Source organism: Leptolyngbya sp. GGD, assembly GCF_026735145.1.
GTDB lineage: Bacteria > Cyanobacteriota > Cyanobacteriia > Leptolyngbyales > Leptolyngbyaceae > Leptolyngbya > Leptolyngbya boryana.
Window position 1 is genome coordinate 55,089 of sequence record NZ_JAPQKE010000005.1, and the last position, 16,913, is coordinate 72,001.

General features: G+C 46.0%; 15 protein-coding genes. 5 read left to right on the top strand and 10 right to left on the bottom strand.

Features of this window, described 5'->3' with window-relative positions; genetic code table 11:
* Window positions 1-18: 18 nt before the first annotated feature.
* A complete protein-coding gene (kdpA, locus tag OU814_RS22155) occupies window positions 19-1,755 on the bottom strand; it encodes a potassium-transporting ATPase subunit KdpA (protein WP_268242125.1) in 1,737 nt (578 codons plus the stop codon).
* Between the two features lie 293 nt (window positions 1,756-2,048).
* Here kdpA and OU814_RS22160 point away from each other — a divergent pair, with 293 nt between their 5' ends.
* Both OU814_RS22160 and OU814_RS22165 read left to right on the top strand, forming a co-directional pair.
* Complete coding sequence (locus OU814_RS22160; protein ID WP_268242126.1) at window positions 2,049-3,146, top strand: sensor histidine kinase; 1,098 nt, start codon at window positions 2,049-2,051, stop codon at window positions 3,144-3,146.
* A 1-nt stretch (window position 3,147) separates the two neighbouring features.
* Window positions 3,148-3,834 (top strand): response regulator, encoded by a 687-nt coding sequence (locus tag OU814_RS22165; protein WP_190648702.1) that lies wholly within the window; start codon window positions 3,148-3,150, stop codon window positions 3,832-3,834.
* 17 nt (window positions 3,835-3,851) lie between these two features.
* Here the strand turns inward: OU814_RS22165 and cbiB are convergent, their stop codons facing one another.
* The 6 genes from cbiB to rppA all read right to left on the bottom strand — a co-directional run bounded on the left by cbiB (window position 3,852) and on the right by rppA (window position 10,476).
* Window positions 3,852-4,823, bottom strand: coding sequence for an adenosylcobinamide-phosphate synthase CbiB (cbiB, locus tag OU814_RS22170; RefSeq protein WP_268242127.1), 972 nt, complete (start codon window positions 4,821-4,823; stop codon window positions 3,852-3,854).
* On the bottom strand, window positions 4,811-5,368 hold the full coding sequence (locus OU814_RS22175; RefSeq protein ID WP_268242128.1) for a molybdenum cofactor guanylyltransferase: 558 nt from the start codon (window positions 5,366-5,368) through the stop codon (window positions 4,811-4,813). The genes cbiB and OU814_RS22175 overlap by 13 nt, the downstream gene beginning before the upstream one ends.
* Window positions 5,368-6,165, bottom strand: a complete 798-nt coding sequence (locus OU814_RS22180; protein ID WP_268242129.1) for a hypothetical protein — start codon at window positions 6,163-6,165, stop codon at window positions 5,368-5,370. Before OU814_RS22180 ends, OU814_RS22175 begins: the two co-directional genes overlap by 1 nt.
* A gap of 122 nt (window positions 6,166-6,287) precedes the next feature.
* Entirely contained in the window at window positions 6,288-8,231 is a 1,944-nt protein-coding gene (locus tag OU814_RS22185) for an amino acid transporter (protein ID WP_268242130.1), read from the bottom strand.
* Between the two features lie 210 nt (window positions 8,232-8,441).
* The gene (rppB, locus tag OU814_RS22190) at window positions 8,442-9,773 is read right to left on the bottom strand and encodes a two-component system sensor histidine kinase RppB (protein ID WP_268242131.1); all 1,332 of its coding nucleotides are present in this window, start codon (window positions 9,771-9,773) and stop codon (window positions 8,442-8,444) included.
* Between the two features lie 16 nt (window positions 9,774-9,789).
* The gene (rppA, locus tag OU814_RS22195) at window positions 9,790-10,476 is read right to left on the bottom strand and encodes a two-component system response regulator RppA (RefSeq protein ID WP_017291438.1); all 687 of its coding nucleotides are present in this window, start codon (window positions 10,474-10,476) and stop codon (window positions 9,790-9,792) included.
* Window positions 10,477-10,916: 440 nt separating this feature from the next.
* Here rppA and OU814_RS22200 point away from each other — a divergent pair, with 440 nt between their 5' ends.
* Window positions 10,917-11,867 (top strand): NAD-dependent epimerase/dehydratase family protein, encoded by a 951-nt coding sequence (locus OU814_RS22200; RefSeq protein ID WP_268242132.1) that lies wholly within the window; start codon window positions 10,917-10,919, stop codon window positions 11,865-11,867.
* 124 nt (window positions 11,868-11,991) lie between these two features.
* Here OU814_RS22200 and OU814_RS22205 read toward each other — a convergent pair whose 3' ends face one another.
* Complete coding sequence (locus OU814_RS22205; RefSeq protein ID WP_017291436.1) at window positions 11,992-12,570, bottom strand: Crp/Fnr family transcriptional regulator; 579 nt, start codon at window positions 12,568-12,570, stop codon at window positions 11,992-11,994.
* A 392-nt stretch (window positions 12,571-12,962) separates the two neighbouring features.
* Between OU814_RS22205 and OU814_RS22210 the strand changes: the two genes are divergently transcribed.
* Window positions 12,963-14,072 (top strand): sulfate ABC transporter substrate-binding protein, encoded by a 1,110-nt coding sequence (locus OU814_RS22210; protein WP_268242133.1) that lies wholly within the window; start codon window positions 12,963-12,965, stop codon window positions 14,070-14,072.
* 265 nt (window positions 14,073-14,337) lie between these two features.
* Here the strand turns inward: OU814_RS22210 and OU814_RS22215 are convergent, their stop codons facing one another.
* Window positions 14,338-15,339, bottom strand: coding sequence for a threo-3-hydroxy-L-aspartate ammonia-lyase (locus tag OU814_RS22215; protein WP_268242134.1), 1,002 nt, complete (start codon window positions 15,337-15,339; stop codon window positions 14,338-14,340).
* Window positions 15,339-15,623 carry a small RNA NsiR4-regulated ssr1528 family protein gene (locus tag OU814_RS22220; RefSeq protein ID WP_017291433.1) on the bottom strand — a complete coding sequence of 95 codons (285 nt, stop codon included), beginning with the start codon at window positions 15,621-15,623 and terminating at the stop codon, window positions 15,339-15,341. Before OU814_RS22220 ends, OU814_RS22215 begins: the two co-directional genes overlap by 1 nt.
* A gap of 767 nt (window positions 15,624-16,390) precedes the next feature.
* Here OU814_RS22220 and OU814_RS22225 point away from each other — a divergent pair.
* Window positions 16,391-16,795 (top strand): hypothetical protein, encoded by a 405-nt coding sequence (locus OU814_RS22225; RefSeq protein WP_017291431.1) that lies wholly within the window; start codon window positions 16,391-16,393, stop codon window positions 16,793-16,795.
* The last annotated feature ends 118 nt before the right edge of the window (window positions 16,796-16,913 follow it).

Here is a 16,913-nt window from a genome sequence, read left to right on the forward strand (position 1 = left end):
CTCTAGTCGTTGATCAAACTAACCGCCTCTAGCAATTTGAAAGGCTTCAGCGATCGGTCCAAGTGCCAAGACAGGGAAGAATGTGAGTGCGCCGAGAATTAAAATCACACCTGCTGTCACACCAATGAATAATCCGGTATCAGTTCTCAATGTTCCACTCGTTAAAGGCACAGGCTGTTTGCGGGACATGCTATCAGCAAGCAACAGCAGTGAAACCATTGGAATATAACGACCTGCTAGTAGACTAAAGCAGCAACTCAAGTTCCACCACAATGCAGAGGGTGCAGGTTGACTATCGAGTAATCCTTCAAATCCAGACCCATTGTTTGCAGCAGCAGACGCATACTCATACAGGAGTTGAGTCATGCCATGAAAGCCAGGATTAGTAATACCGTTAAAAAAGCCTTGAGCCGTCGCACCATCGGGCGCACTGGGTAAAGATAATGCGATCGCACTAGGCAGGAGAATCGCGATCGGATGCACCAGCAAAATCAGAAAACTCGCTAGCACGACTTCCCGCTTTTCGATCTTGCGTCCCAAAAATTCTGGCGTTCTACCAACCATCAATCCTGTTACGAACACTGCCAGAAGCAAGTAAGCAAAAAGGTAAGCTGTGCCCGTTCCTTGTCCACCCCAGACAATTTGCAGCAGCATGTTGGAGAGCGTGACAAAGCCACCATTGGGCATAAACGAGTCGTGCAAGCTATTGACGGCTCCAGTCATGGTTCCAGTCGTCATCGTGGCATAAAGTGCCGATTGTGCCCAACCAAAGCGGACTTCTTTTCCTTCTAGGTTCGGAGCCTGACCGCCAAGCAGCGCGTTAACTGCGGGATTGCCATTGTACTCCCCAATCCCATTGATAATGACGAAGCCAATAAATAGGAACATGACTAGCCCATAGACGAGCCAAGCTTGCTTACGATTGTTTGCAATCACACCATAGGCGTAGATGAAAGAAGCAGGTAAAGCAACCATGCTCATAATCTGGATGAGATTCGTGAGCGGATTGGGATTCTCAAATGGGTGTGCTGAGTTAATCGCAAAGAATCCACCCCCGTTTTCCCCAAGTTCCTTCATTGCCTCAAAGTGAGCGATCGGTCCGCGTGCGATCGCTTGACTGATTGCTGGATTTTCTAAAGTCGGAACGACAATAGGACTTCCGAGGGTTTCCGGAGTTCCAGCAGCAATAAGAACAATCGTGATCAAGATTGCGATCGGCAAATGAATCCGCGTAATCGTCCGAATCAGATCCACATAAAAATTACCAAGCGGTCTACCTGTCAGCCCTCGGATAAAAGCAGCACCCACTGCCATCCCTGTTGCTGCTGAGACAAAGAACATATAGCCTAAACCAGCAACCTGAGCAAAATAGCTATAGGTCGTTTCGCCAGAATAATGCTGCTGATTGGTATTCGTAATAAATGAAATGATTGTATGTAAATTCGTATCCCAAGTTGGCGAACTGAGATAAGTCGGATTCAACGGAAGCCAGCCTTGACCAAACAAAATAAGAGCCAGCAGCAATGACATCGCCACATTGCTAAACAATACGGCTCTAGCATACTGCCAGCCCGTCATGTTTTCCTGTGCTTGACAGCCACTCAAGCGATAAATTCTCGACTCGATCGCATTGAGCACGGGGTCAAGTAACGATCGCTGACCCAAGTAGATGCGCGCCATATACCCACCTAAAAAAGGGGTAATCACTACTACAATCAGCAGCGTTAACGCAATTTGAAACCATCCTTCCAGCATAATTTATCTCGAACTCCAACAGAAAAATTGAAGTAGTTGTTTTTGCTCAAACTTGAAGCGTAATGCAGCGAACACGCGAAGCATTTGAATCGTCTCTGAGAACTATCATGAACGATTTTGTCGATCTGACAAGGTATAACTTTGAAACGGGTCTCGTCTATATCTTCCACTGAGTCGTGTTTAGGAAAGCGCTATTAGCATAGATATAGATTGCATCTAAACGCGAATTGAAACATCCTTTTTCTCAAGCAGATCGCTTAAACTTTGAGAAAGGACTCCTCCGGATCAGCCCAATGTCACTCTTCAAGCTGTTTGTTAGTTCTAAAGATTGGCATCTTCACGCATTCTGGCTCATCGTATTTCTGTTCGCGATCGTATTTGTCCTAGAATATGCCACGCCTTCTGCCTATGTATTTGGCTATCTATACATTGGTCCTATTCTGATTGCGAGTCATCATTTGAGCCGACGCGCCGTTTTTACACTGACGGCGATCGCTTGCATTCTGACCATGCTCAACGTTTGGCTGCCCAATTTTGAGATCATCAATGCTGCAATGATCTCAAATCGAATCATCGCAACAATCGCGATCGTAGTAACAGGGATGTTGAGCGATCGCAATCGAGCATATCAGCAAACCGTTTTACACCAGAAGAGTCAATTAGAATCCCAAGAACAACTTGCACGTCTTCGAGAAGATTTTGCTTCTACTTTGACGCATGATCTAAAAACTCCGTTACTCGGAGCCATTGAAACATTAAAAGCATTTCAACAGGGTAGTTTTGGTGAGGTGCAGCCTGCTCAACAGACTGTTCTAGCCATGATGATGCGAAGTCATCGAACCACCTTACAGATCGTTGAAACATTATTAGATGTCTACCGCAACGATAATGAGGGCATTCAACTCAATGCAGTTCCTGTCGATCTCGTAAAACTGACAGAAGAAGTCACAACAACCCTGAGAGAACTTGCAGCCAGTCGTCGCATTCATATTTCACTGAATTATGGAGCTTCGGATTTTCGCAAATTTCTCTGGGTCAAAGGTGATCCGCTACAGCTTCAGCGGGTGATTGCAAATTTGCTGACCAATGCCATTCATCATTCTTCTCGCGGCGGCAAAGTTGAAATTGCGCTAGAACCTGGCTCAATTTATCAAACGGTAAAAGTAATCGATACCGGGGCAGGCGTGCAGTCTGAAGAAATTCTGCATCTATTTGAGCGATTTTATCAGGGACAGAGCGATCGCCAAACCAAAGGGTCTGGACTCGGACTCTATCTCTCTCGTCAAATTATCGAGGCACATGGCGGTACAATTTGGGCAGAAAATGGTCAGGCAGGAGGAGCAGTATTTGCATTTCGCCTGCCAACTCTCCCTCACTCCCCTGTCGTGTAAGATGGCATCTCCACCGCTAAAAATTCTTCTTGTTGAAGATGATGAACTATTCCGTCTCGGTTTGCGAGTTCGTCTCGATCGAGAACCAAACTTAGAGGTTGTCGCAGAAGCAGAAGATGGAGAAACGGCACTCGATCTAGTTAAGTCGCAAGCGCTCGACATTGTTGTCTTAGATATTGGGCTATCAGGGCTTGGAGGAATTGAAACTTGTCGGCAAATTCGGCAGTGTGTACCGACACTACCTGTGCTAGTTCTCACGTCTCATACTCAAAAAGCGATCGTCAATCGGATGATCGAAGCTGGGGCACAAGGATATTGTCTGAAAGGATGCCCTTCTCAACTTCTGATTCTGGCGATTCAGTCAGTAGCAGCAGGTGCATCATGGTGGGATGCGACCGCGACGACTGAAATTCGAGCTGCTTTTGAACATCAAGGAACTTCTGATCCGGATCATCCTAAAGTGGCTCTGACTCAACGAGAGCAAGAAATTTTGGCATGGATCGCACGCGGAAAAACGAATCAAGAAATCGCTGAAATACTATACATTACACCCGGAACAGTGCGAGTTCATGTCCATGCTATCTTGCAGAAGCTAGAAGTTCGCGATCGCACTCAAGCCGCAGTTCTCGCGATGAAGCAAAAACTCATTGCTCCTGATGAATTTCCCAACTCAGAAGAATTGTTATAAGCCCATAAAATTGAGGTTTAAGCTGCAAAAACTGCTAGCCGAACGTGCTGGAGCAACAGTAAACATGCGATCGCTAACCAACTCAAAAAACAAACCCGCGTCAAACTGAGCGCTTGATAAATCGTATCAACTGTGATCTCTTGTAAAGGCTCTCCGAGCAGAGATTTATGTTTTTCGACTCCTTGATAGTAATTCACACCACCGACTTGCACCTTCAAGATAGCCGCATAGATACATTCACTCCACCCAGAATTAGGACTTGGATCTTGAGGTGCATCTCGCTGGCAAAGCTTCCATACCTCAAACGGTCTGCCGGATATTAAACCCAATGTCAACACAGTCAATCGACAAGGAAACCAAGTCAAAACATCATCAGTTTTAGCACTAAACCAACCAAGATCCGTGAAAGGCGGTGCCTGATATCCAATCATTGAATCGAGCGTGCTAACGGCTTTATACGCGATCGCAAATGCAACACTTCCCACAGGCGTAAATGCCCCAATCAAGGCATAAAACAATGGAGCCATCACTCCATCGACTGAATTCTCGGTGACAGTTTCCAGAACTGCCCTAAGAATCTCAGGTTTTGACAAATGCTCTGTGTCACGCCCGACGTAAAGCCGAAGTTGCGATCGCGCTTCATCTAAATGATCCAATCTTGCAATCACATCTTCTCCTGCTCGTCTCAAACTCCGTCCAGCAAAACAGCTTGCAAGTAAAACGACCGCGATCGCACTTCCTAAAATCGGATGCAGGAATGTTCCAAGCTGAATCAACCCCCAACTGATACCAGCACTTCCAAATCCTAATCCAATCGTTAAAATCACGCCCGCAATCCGCAGCGCGATCGCATTTTTAGTAAGCCGAAAAGTAACTTGCTTAAATTGCTCGATCACCCAACCCATCACCTGCACTGGATGCAACCAATTCCACGGATCACCAATCCAGAAATCAAGCAGTGCTGAGCAAATTAAAATTAAGGCAGACATTGTTTCAAATCATCGGGAGTATTGCAATTAAACAAGATTTGACGATCGGATACTACTAACTCTTGGACAACTTCAGCATCTAACCAATGCTGAAACGACCTCTGACCTTGTGCAATGTAGCGTTGCAAACTTGGTAGACAATCGCGGCGGTAAAATCCACACAAAGGTTCCCATCTCTGCTCAGTTTTTGCAACTACGATCGATACTTCTGCAAGTTGAGTTGTCCACTGTTTCAACGTCTCACCCCGCAATCGAGGCAAATCGCAAGCAAGTAGTAAAACCCACTCAGTCGCAACCTGTTCAAGTGCTTCTGCAAAACCAACAATCGGCGATCGCGGACTGGATTCTTCAATCCATTGCACGTCAGACACCATTGACTCATAGCGATCGCGCCACGAAGTCACAATATAAATCAAATCAGTACAGTGTCTTGCTGCATCACAAGTTCGTTTGAGCAGAGGAACCCCATCAATCTCAAGTAGAGCTTTGTCTTGACCCATTCGAGAACTATTTCCACCCGCTAATACGATCGCACTCAGATTCATTAGAAATTACACTCTTTGGGTTCAGAATCCTCTGTCCAATTTTCCAAATTCATCGGTTTGAGCGTTGTTCTAAATTCTTGGTTATTCTTCACACCTCTGCCTGTCAGCAAATTCACATCACAAGTGCCACCCACTGCAAGATCAAGCGTGTCGTGATAAGAGTAGGTATACCCCGCCACAACAAACTCTCCGTTTTCATACATCGCTGTAATCTTTTTGCTCCAGCGATCGCGACCAATCGCATCATTTGCAGAATTGATGACGAGAGAACCTTGAGGGTTTACGGACAGCGAAGGCTGTGTGCCATACATTGCACCACGCCAAGCAACATTTCGCTTACTCAGAGCAAGTCTAGACTTTTGAGACGGATCTGAAAGATAGATCAGCAGATCCGTCTCCGTAGCATCGGCTTCTGAAACAGTTAAGATTGCGCGATCGGTGATACTATCTCCATTCCAATCTGCTTTAACCGCGCTGATCACTTTATCTTGAGGAATATCCGGCATCGCAATTTCAGACGAGGCAGAAGTTTTTGAGGATGGGACAGACTGAGATTTGGGCTTTACTTCTGCTGTTGGTTGGGTACTAGCTGGAGCCTCGGTTTTTTCGGGTTGAGCGCCTGAACTCTCCGATGAATTTGGGGTCTGCTTGGGTTGAGCTTCTGCGATCGGGGTTGATCCGCTCTGTCCTGGTGGCGCAGAAGATGGAGTAGAACTTGCACAGCCGACCATTGTCAAGTTCATGTGACCGATGAGAAGCGCGCTCATCACAACACGGAGATTGGATCGTTGAAGCATCTGCAACCACCTAAACGGTAAAAATAGGATGTAGTCTTGCCATCCCAAAAGCATCGAGCCGAGATTTGAATTCTAGCTCAAATTCCAATTTTTTCATTTCTCAAATCCATTCAAAATCGAGATTATCCGCCTACGTGAATTCTAGGACGCTGTTGAGGGTCGCGTTCTGCTTTCCGCAATACCTCACGGGTCAACACTGGAATATCACCCTCACCAAATAGAATAAATCGTGCCAAATACTTCACAGGATTACCTTCTGCCCATCCAAAATAGACATGGGGCAGCTTACCCGTTTCGTTGCGCAAGTAAAGCAAAATCGCAGCGATCGCGTTTGGGACTGCGGCACTCCGGGCACGCAAAATTCGATATTCTCCCACTTCAACGCCTTGAATTTGAATCGTTTCGGAAAATTCCGACGCATCCGAGATCTCAACTTCTAAAAATAGAATCGGCTCTGCATCTGGAATATGGTTATCTTCACGAACTTGTTGTTCTTTGAGAAAATATTCTTGCCAATCCCCTGCCTGTTTACGATTCGCAATCAGTCGAATCATATGAGCACGTTCATCGTTGATCAACTGACGGGCACTTGCATCTAGATCAATTCGCTCAACTCGCAATTCGGTCGATCTCCAAATCCGAGAAATCAGTGATGTAATCACGATCGTGGCAATAAACAAAGCCGCAATCCGAATGCCCTCAGGACGTTCAATAATGTTAACAACAGTGGTATAAACAAAAACTAACGTAATTAAGCCAAAGAGCAAAATACTGCGGGTAGCTCTACGGCGATAAGCAGAGAGTGTCACCGCAAATGCTGCCGAACTCATTAACACTAATACGCCAGTTGCATAAGCACCCCCTTGAGCTTCCACATCTGCTTGAAAAACTACCGTCACCGTAAACGCGATCGCAATATAAACCAACACCAGCGGTCGGGCAGCTCTTGCCCAATTGGGAGCCATGCCATAGCGCGGCAGATAACGCGGCACAATATTGAGCAGTCCTGCCATTGCAGACGCTCCAGCAAACCATAGAATCGAAATTGTGCTGAGGTCGTAAAGTGTTCCAAATCCACTTCCCAAGTAGCGATGAGCGAGATATGCTAAGGCTCGCCCATTTGCTGCACCCCCAGGTTGAAATTCTGCAACTGGAATCAACAGCGTCGTCACCAGACTACTCGCAATTAAGAAAACGCTCATCGTCACAGCCGCAGTCAGCAGCAATTTGTGAGTATTGCGAATTCTGCCACGCGGTTTTGGTTCTGTGTCGTTTCCACTTCCTTGCACGAGTGGCATCACTGCCACGCCCGTTTCAAACCCAGATAGCCCTAATGCAAGCTTGGGAAAGAGTAAAGCAGCCGATGCCAGTAAAAGAACGGGATTACTGCGATCGGCAAAGAGAGCCGCTTGCCAATCTGTAATCACGCTCGGTTGATTCAAAATGTGCAGGGCACTCACTGAGATCGTGATTAAATTCAAAGCAAGATAAGCAAATACCAGCACTACAGCAAGCCCGATCGCTTCTCGAAATCCTCGCAAAAACACAATTCCGAGTAATGTAATCAGCATCAGCGTAATACCCACTGTCTGACTGTGCAGAAATTCCGGAACCATCGGATTCTCTACAATATGTGCAGTGGCATCTGCGGCAGAGAGTGTAATCGTAATGATAAAATCGGTCGCGACAAAGCCGAGGAGACAGAGTACGAAAAACTTGCCCTGCCACCATGCTAGTAAATGTTCGAGCATCGCGATCGAGCCTTCTCCATGCGGACTATTCATTGCAATTCGCCGATAGATCGGTAAGGCTCCAAACAAAGTGAGTAAGACTAAGATAAATGTCGCGATCGGAGATAAAGCCCCTGCAGCTAAGGCAGCAATCCCAGGCTGATATCCCAGCGTTGAAAAATAATCCACCCCCGTCAAGCACATCACTTGCCACCAAGGGTACTTCCGCTCAGTCTGTGCTTTGTGATAGGGTCCTTCTCGCTCGTGATGTTCTTCTTCTAGCAGCCAATTGAGAAAAGAACTGCGGTGTTGACTAGGAGGATTCGGCTTGACCATTTTTTAAGCACATTCAAGAAAATGCGATCGCATTCAATACTTCTACCACAAGCCCATCAAGGAAATTAGAAAGCGCCCTGCTCACTTAGAGAACTATAGTCAGTGTTTCCTCTACCTGAGACTAACAGGAAATATTCAACCTATACAATCTGTCTATCAGTAGGTGCGGACGATTGAGAACGCTCAATGCAAGTCATGGCTCGATCATGGCTAAGTCTTAAGCGGCAGGCGAAGTGTAAAAATACTCCCTTTTCCGAATTGGCTTTGAACTTTAAGACTTCCCTTGTGAAGTTCCACAATCGCTTGAGCGATCGCCAGTCCCAATCCTGCCCCGCCCGTCTGCCGAGAGCGGTCTTGGTTCACACGATAAAATCGGTCAAAAATTCGAGTCTGCTCCGCTGTCTCGATTCCAACCCCTGTATCTTCAACTTGAATGATGGCAGTCGAGTCTTCTTTGAGCAATCGCAACATTACAGTCCCACCAGGATACGAATATTGGATGGCATTCGTAATCAGGTTCATGACTAAACGGTAGAGCTGTTCTTCATCTCCAACAACATAGAGATCTTGAGCCTGGATTGAGAGTTCTAAAGAAACTTTAGCGGAGATCGCGAAAGCAGCAAATTCTTCAACTAAATCGTGCAATAAATCATCTAAACAACAGTTCTGATGTTTAGTCGGTAAGACTTTCAGATCCATCCGAGACAGCATCAGCAGATCTTGAACGAGTTGAGCCAGCCTCTGATTCTGACGAGTAATCGTTTGCAGAGTCGTCTGAGCTTCAATCAAGTTCAGATTTTCTGTACCTAAGGTTGTCTCAACCGTCGCTTGAATTGCAGCAAGAGGCGTTCTCAGTTCATGGGCAGCATCTGCGGTGAATTGCTGGATTTGTCGATACGAATTATACACAGGCTGCATCGCTAATCCGGCTAGCCACCAGCTTGCTCCCCCAATTGACACCATTGCTATCGGTAAGCCAATCAGCAGAAACACTTTCAGCGAGGCAAGATATCGTTGATATCCAGAGAGCGATCGTCCAACTTGAATATAGCCCCAAGGCTGCCCTGCTGAAGTCGTCAACACCATTGAGAATTGATGATAGCGTCGTCCTTCCTCGTCTGTGAGGATTTGCCAATTTTTGCCTTGAGCAGCAGAATCTGGCGGGGGGGGAGTGTTGACTGTTGCTAATGTTTGGAAGGATAGGTTTGTGAATCTCACATAGTAGGGATCTTGGTAATCGGCTCCTAAAACATGAATATGTGATGTTTTAACCGGGCGGCAAAGCTGACCTCCAACACAAAGTCCGGGAAGAATCTGCCTGACACGCGGATGCAGTTCGCCCGGTTTTTCGAGCATCGGTTCAATGCTGTCATGTAAAGACCCTACTAAGGTTTGAATTTCGCCAGCGATCGCTTCAAAATGAGTTTCTGCTAGATGTAGATAAACCGCAACGCCACAAACACCCAAAATCGCTCCCATAACTCCTGCATACCAAGCTGCAAGCTGTAGTCGCGTTCGATTAAACAGTCGATTTTGGTGCATAAGCTCTACATAAGCCTTATGTGGGAAGATTCAATCGATATCCTAGTCCATAAACTGTTTCGATCGCGTGACCTAAGTCTTGTTCTGCCAACTTTCGACGCAGTAGGCGCACTTGTGCCGCAACAACATTACTCACCGAGTCTGAGTTGAGTGTCCAAAGCTGATTGCGGATTTGCTCAGTACTGACGATTTGATTCGTATGCTTCATCAAATACTCCAGAAGTTGAAATTCCTTCGCAGTCAGCAGGACTTTTGCCTCTGATGCTTGAAGCTTCACACAAGAGGAACCATAGTCTAAGATAAGCGAGCCAACCTGGAGAGTCTGAGCTTGAACTTGAGGGGATCGACGCTGCAGCGCTCGCAGTCGGGCAAGCAATTCTGCCATGCCAAACGGTTTAACCAGATAGTCATCCGCGCCTGCATCTAATCCAGTCACACGATCGCTGATACTATCTCGTGCAGTTAGGAGCAGCACAGGCAATGATTTTCTTTGTGCCCGAAGCCGATTGCAGATTTCAATCCCAGACAAACCAGGCAACATCCAATCAATCACAGCCAGCATATACTGCGCTTGGGATTGAGTGAGATACTCCCAAGCTTCATTACCATTTTTTGTCCAATCGACAATGTAACGTTCGCGCGTTAGCGCTTTCTCGATCGCACTCCCTAAGTCTGGCTCATCCTCAACAAGAAGAATTCGCATAGCGTTCGCACTTTCTACCTAAAATCGATCACTCTAGCTGCTATTTGCATTATTAGCAGATAAGGATGAAATCAAGATGAAATGTCGCAACTTAAAGCAATATTTCTAAATATTATTTTCTCTGATCCTCGGAAAAGTTCTGGAGAATTTCATCACAAAAAATTTCATCCTTATTTCACTCTTTGTTGTTAGAGTCAGGATAAGGGTGCACAAAGCAATTTCAGACAACAATACCGTCGTATCATCCAAAATGTAGAAATCTGCCCAAAATCCTTGCAAAGTTTTAGCTGTTTGTTCTAAAAGTCTAATTAGGCAAAACCTTCAAGATGAGCTTTCACTAATTAGAAACAATTAGTCCGAGCAGAAGATAAGCATTATGTAGTTCACATTGCTCAGTTATTTTCAGAAGTAAAAAGTCAGCTTACCTTACTATCAAAAATATGAATTTGCCCCAGTTGTTTAGCACACAAAAGGTATTAGTCACAGGCGCGTCTGGCTTCATTGGAGAACATCTTTGCCGACAGCTTCTTTGCTCTGGAGCAGAGGTTTATGGAATCTCTCGACTGAAGCGATCATCGCCTCATGCCGCGATGCAGTGGCTTCAGGGAGATGTGAAAAATTTTGATGAGCTGCGGCAAATTTGGAAGAGCATTAAGCCTGATATTGTCTTTCACTTAGCAAGCTATGTATCAGGTTCACGTAGCATGGATGCTGTGCGATCGACTCTAGAAAATAATTTGGTGAGCACGGTCAATCTGCTAACGCTGATGGCTGAATTTGGCGGACAGAGGATTGTCTTAGCCGGATCATTAGAAGAGCCAAATGCGGGCGATGTTCCCATTCCATCCTCGCCCTATGCTGCCGCAAAATGGGCAAGCAGTGCCTATGCCCAGATGTTCTATCAGCTCTATCAAGTCCCGATCGTCAATGCTCGTATCTTTATGGTGTATGGACCAGCCCAGAAAGATATCAAGAAGCTGATTCCTTACGTGACTCTTTCATTATTAGAAGGAAAAGCGCCACAGTTAAGCAGTGGTCAGCGTCAGGTCGATTGGGTTTACGTAGATGATGTTGTGGATGGCTTAATCGCAGCCGCTCACGTGCCCAATATAGAAGGGTGTACTTTCGAGCTAGGGTCAAGTCGCTTGACTCCTATTTCAGAGATTGTTCAAAACCTGAATCGCTTGATCGATCCGAGTATTCAGCCTCTATTTGGTGCATTACCTGATCGACCTATGGAGCAAGTTCGTGTAGCAAACTTGGACAATACTCGGTCAATACTCGGTTGGATGCCGAAAACTGCTCTAAAACAGGGACTGATGAATACTGTGCAGTGGTACTCTGCTCATCGAGATTTATATTTGCCTCATGCACTAAACTTAGCGCTCTGAGCAAGCAAGCTGCATTTTGAACAGAATCCTTTGAAATCAGAAGACTCAGAGCCATTAGAAGCTCGAATCCAGATCAAGACGAATCGTATGATTTAAGTCTTAGTTTCAAGCTTGAAATTAAGACTTAAATTTCATAGTGCCAAGCTTCCGATTCTCGCAAGACAATGCGACGCAGCGATCGCTCAATCACGCCTTGTTCCTCAAATTGTCCAAGAATCCGTGTCACTGTCACGCGTGTTGTTCCCAACACATCCGCAATATCTTGATGGGTGAGCTTCAGATCAATTAAATTTCCAGCTTCTACTTCTCGTCCGAATCGCTTTGCTAACCAATTCAGCAGCTTAATCATCATGGCATCGACTTTTCGATGACTGCGAATCACAGCTAATTGCTCCATCTGTTGGAGATGAGACAGCAGCAACGCTGCATCAGGTTGCCATTGTTCTGAGGATAGCGGCGTTGCGGTCACTTTTGTGAGGCATTCCACTTGATAAGGATCTACACAAGAAAGCGCCTGACCCACAATGTCCCCGGCACCCCAAATGCCAAGTGTGATGATCGTTCCGTCTTCTAGCCAAGTGAGCGATCGCGCGACTCCCGATTCAATCCGCCAAAGTTTGAACCTTGGATCGAGCAACGATCGCAGTCCAAAGTCGTGAGAGTGAACCGCAGACGAGAAAGGTGAAGAGAATAAACTGGTCATTACATAAATCCTATTTATCTATAGGATTACCGGAGTATTTCAATATCGTAGATCGCCAAGTGCAAATTGTCACGATCTTGAACATGATGAATTTGTTAAGGCTGCCGCAACCCGAGAGGGTTTGATCATCTACGGCATTTGAGTGTACTCACTGAATGATTAAATTCAGTCATCTAGATGTCACAGACGCAATAGACCAAAAAAGACTTCTGACGCAGATTCATAGAAACGCGCGCGCTGACTCCTCTACAAGCCTTAAAACAATCCTAATCTCAAGTAATCCGATCAAAAAATGGGAGTATTTTCTTGCGCTTTATCTCTTTCTCCGATACGATTGAAAGCTGAAAAGAACGGTAATCCTACAATATTACCGTAGATTAGGAGAACACTTCATGAAGTTGAAGCAAAACAGACCGCTATTTAATTTACGATCGCTGAAAAAATTCGTTTCACTCTTTGTGATCGGCACGACCTTGAGCCTCGCCATCGCCTCCTGCGGCGGCAACACCGCTTCAACTTCTTCTAGTCCCAATAGCGCTAGCCCCGTTGCCAACTCCGCTAAAGAGGTCGAACTCACCCTCGTCGGCTATGCCGTCCCCAAAGCCGCTCACGATGCCATCATTCCTAAGTTCGTCGAGAAGTGGCAAAAAGAAAAAGGTCAAACCGTTACCTTCAAACAAAGCTACGGTGGCTCGGGTTCTCAAACTCGCGCCATTATTGATGGTCTTGAAGCCGATGTCGCCAACTTAGCGATCGCTGCTGATACTGAAAAGCTCGTCAAAGCCGGATTTGTCAATTCTGACTGGACGACCAAAACCCCGAATAATGGCATTGTCGCCAAAACGGTCGCTGCGGTGATTGTCCATCCCGGTAATCCCAAAAATATCAAAACTTTTGATGATTTGACCCGTCCTGATGTCAAATGGGTCACGGCAGACCCGAAAACCTCGGGGGGCGCTCGCTGGAACTTCCTCGCCCTCTGGGATCATGCTTTGAGAGCCAACAATAAGGATGAAGCTAAAGCGACCGAATTTGTCACCAAAGCGTTTGCCAATGTGGCGGTGCTGGCAAAAGATGCCCGCGAATCGACTGACGCATTCTCCAAGCAGGGACAAGGTGATGCCTTGATCAACTATGAGAATGAAGTGATTCTGGCACAGCAAAAGGGGGAAAAGCTGGAATATGTCGTGCCGGATCCCAATGTGTCGATCGATATTCCGATTTCGGTGATTGATAAGAACGTGGATAAGCATGGCACGCGGGCAGTTGCAGAGGCATTTGTGCAGTATTTGTACACCCCGGAAGCACAAGCTGAATTCGTCAAGTTAGGCTTCCGACCGTTGGATGGTGCCACTGTGAAGACGAAAGAGAATACGGACAAGTACCCGGCGGTGAAGACTTTGGGCACGATTCAGGAGTATGGCGGGTGGAGCGAAGCACAGAAGAAGTTCTTTGACGATGGAGCGGTCTTCGACCAAGTCCAAGCTTCGATCAAACGTTAGGCATGACGCGTAGTTCGCTACTTTAATTTTGCGGAGTGGGGAGATGGGGAGCAGCAATTCTGATTGCAGATCTTCTCTCTATCCTCCTATCTCTCGATCTGATTGACTGATGGTGACCTACTAGACCCGTAGAAATCGAACTATCTCGCTGCGGCTTTAACCTGTCTGGAGTACTCCGAAGTGCTTTCCATCGTCCCTAAGACTTCGACAATACCCTTTGATTGTGAGCATCTAGGCAATGAGCAGAACAGCGATCGCATTGAATTTAGCTCATTTCTGGTGCTAAAGGACGGCGACGAGTTGCTTTCTCACGAGCATTTGCTTTTGTAAAGAGCTTTCCGGCTTCTTTGAGATCGATGTTACCCCCGCTAATGATTACGCCAATTTTGGCATCGGGGAAAGAGACGATTCCTTCGAGTAATGCAGCGGCAGCAAGCACACCTGTCGGTTCCACTACGATTTTCAGCCGTTCCCATAGAAAGAACATCGTGCGAAGAATTGCCGCTTCGGAAACTGTGACCATTTCATCTACTCGTTCCAAAATGATTGGAAAAGTCAGTTGTCCGAGAGAAGGCGTTCTTGCACCATCTGCGATCGTATTCGGATTGTCCACGGTTTGCAGCGTTCGACTATAGAACGATCGCTTCGCATCATCTGCTTGTCTCGGTTCCACTCCAATGATTTGACAGTTTGGTGCGAGATGTTTTGTGGCGATCGCACATCCTGAAAGCAATCCTCCGCCTCCACAGCAAACGAGCAAAACATCCAGTTCACCCACTTCTTCGATCAATTCTTTTGCTGCAGTGCCTTGTCCGGCGATCACAGGCTCATAATCAAATGGAGGAATTAAAATACGATCGCTCAAAATGGATTGAGCCACGTCTTCTCGTTTCTGCAACGCTCGGTTATAGGTAATTACTTCTGCACCATAGCTTTCAGTTGCAGCCTTTTTCACTACAGGCGCATCACTGGGCATCACGATCGTAACCGGAATGTCTAAAAGCTCACCTGCTAAAGCAAGAGCTTGCCCATGATTGCCCGATGAATAAGCAAGAACGCCTCGCTGCTTTTGTTCATCGGACAATTGAGCCATCGCATTGTATGCTCCCCGAAACTTAAACGATCCCGATCGCTGGAAATTCTCACACTTGAAAAACACCTGTGCTCCAGTTCGATGATTCACCAGTCTGGAGGTGATCACAGGGGTTTTGTGAGCGATTCCAGCCAGACGATCGGCAGCCGCTAAAATATCCGAGTAAGCAACCATTATTTGTTGTAAAAGAAAGCGATTTCTTTATCTTTCAATGGTGCAAATCCAGCCGCCTCTAGCATTTGGTTGAGATCAGCTTGAGGAATATGTTTTGCTCCAATCCGCACAATTCTCGATCGCATCGTATTCGATACTCCACTGCGTTGCCGTCCCGCTTCAAGTGCCATGACTTTGTTATAAAGGTCGAGCTTTTCAGTGGGGATCGGAGAACCATCAAAGTCAATTCCTTTTGCGATCGCAACATCGATCGCATCGGCGCCTGTCGTATTTTCGGTACTCATAAAACGAATCAAATCTATTCTTGTACAAGAGCGATTGTACCAGGAAGCCTAGATCTGATAACGAATTAACTTAGCTGCAATTAGTTTTACCGAATTATCGGGAGATTTGATCTGAACATTGGTCGCTTTTCATTCATGACTGTTGGGCATCTTGCCATGTTGATGAGCTTTAGCGTGACCACATAGAGGACATTCCATCGATTGGCTTGCAGTGAAGATCCATCTCTACTCAACCATTTCCACATGAACTTGATGCACTCTCAAAGATCTGACGTTGATGCAGTAGGATACTCAGGACTGACGAGCAATTCTAAATTCACCCTCTTGAATCATCACACTATCAAGCCGTCTTCGTTCACAAGTTGTTAATCATTGAACATTTTCATTCCTGACAATCACAAAACTGTCGTAACGAGTAAATAAGCTGTCACGAGAAATGCAACAACTGTCGTAACGAATAGACAAGCTGTCACGAGAAATGCAACAACTGTCGTAACGAATAGACAAGCTGTCACGAGAAATGCAACAACTGTCGTAACGAATAGACAAGCTGTCGTAACGACAGCTTCTATTTTTGTGATTTGATCAGTGACTTACACAGAGACATCATGTAAATTTGCGGAGACAAAATCGATCGCGGTAGAGAAATCACTTGCATTATCAAAGCAACTTTATAAAATCCTTACATTCTTTCTGCGTTTTCTGCTGAACCAGAAGTCAGGCTGAGTAAGCCAAGCTGGTCGCATAAATCTGTAAAGGAGAGAAAAATGTCTCGTAAAAAGCGTACCTCGCGAATTTTAGAAAAGGCTGAGATCCGCATCTCAGGGCTAAAAGCTGTTGATCCGGCGATGGATTTTGGTGAGTCTCGCAGTGTGGTGCATATGAGCGTGCAAATTGATCGATTACGCAGTCATATTGAAGACTATAATCGCGCGCTCACATTCCTCGACTCTTCTAAAAAACAAATTGAGGAACTTGAAAAAAGCTTAGGTGATCTCAGTGATCGCATGTTAACTGGAGTCGCATTCAAATACGGCAAAGATAGCCGAGAGTATGAGATGGCAGGTGGAACGCGGAAAAGCGATCGCATTCGTAAAAGCAGCATCGCCCGAATTAAAGCGACAAAAGGAGCAAAGATTACGCCTGAAACTGAGACTGAGCAAAGTGCTTAAGTTAATTTTGCTCTAATGAGCAAAGAAATCGATACAGAGGGCTATCAACCTGGGAATGCTGAAGCATAGCCCTCTTAAATTCGACAGAGTCAATAGGTTTTATCCACGATCGTCATAA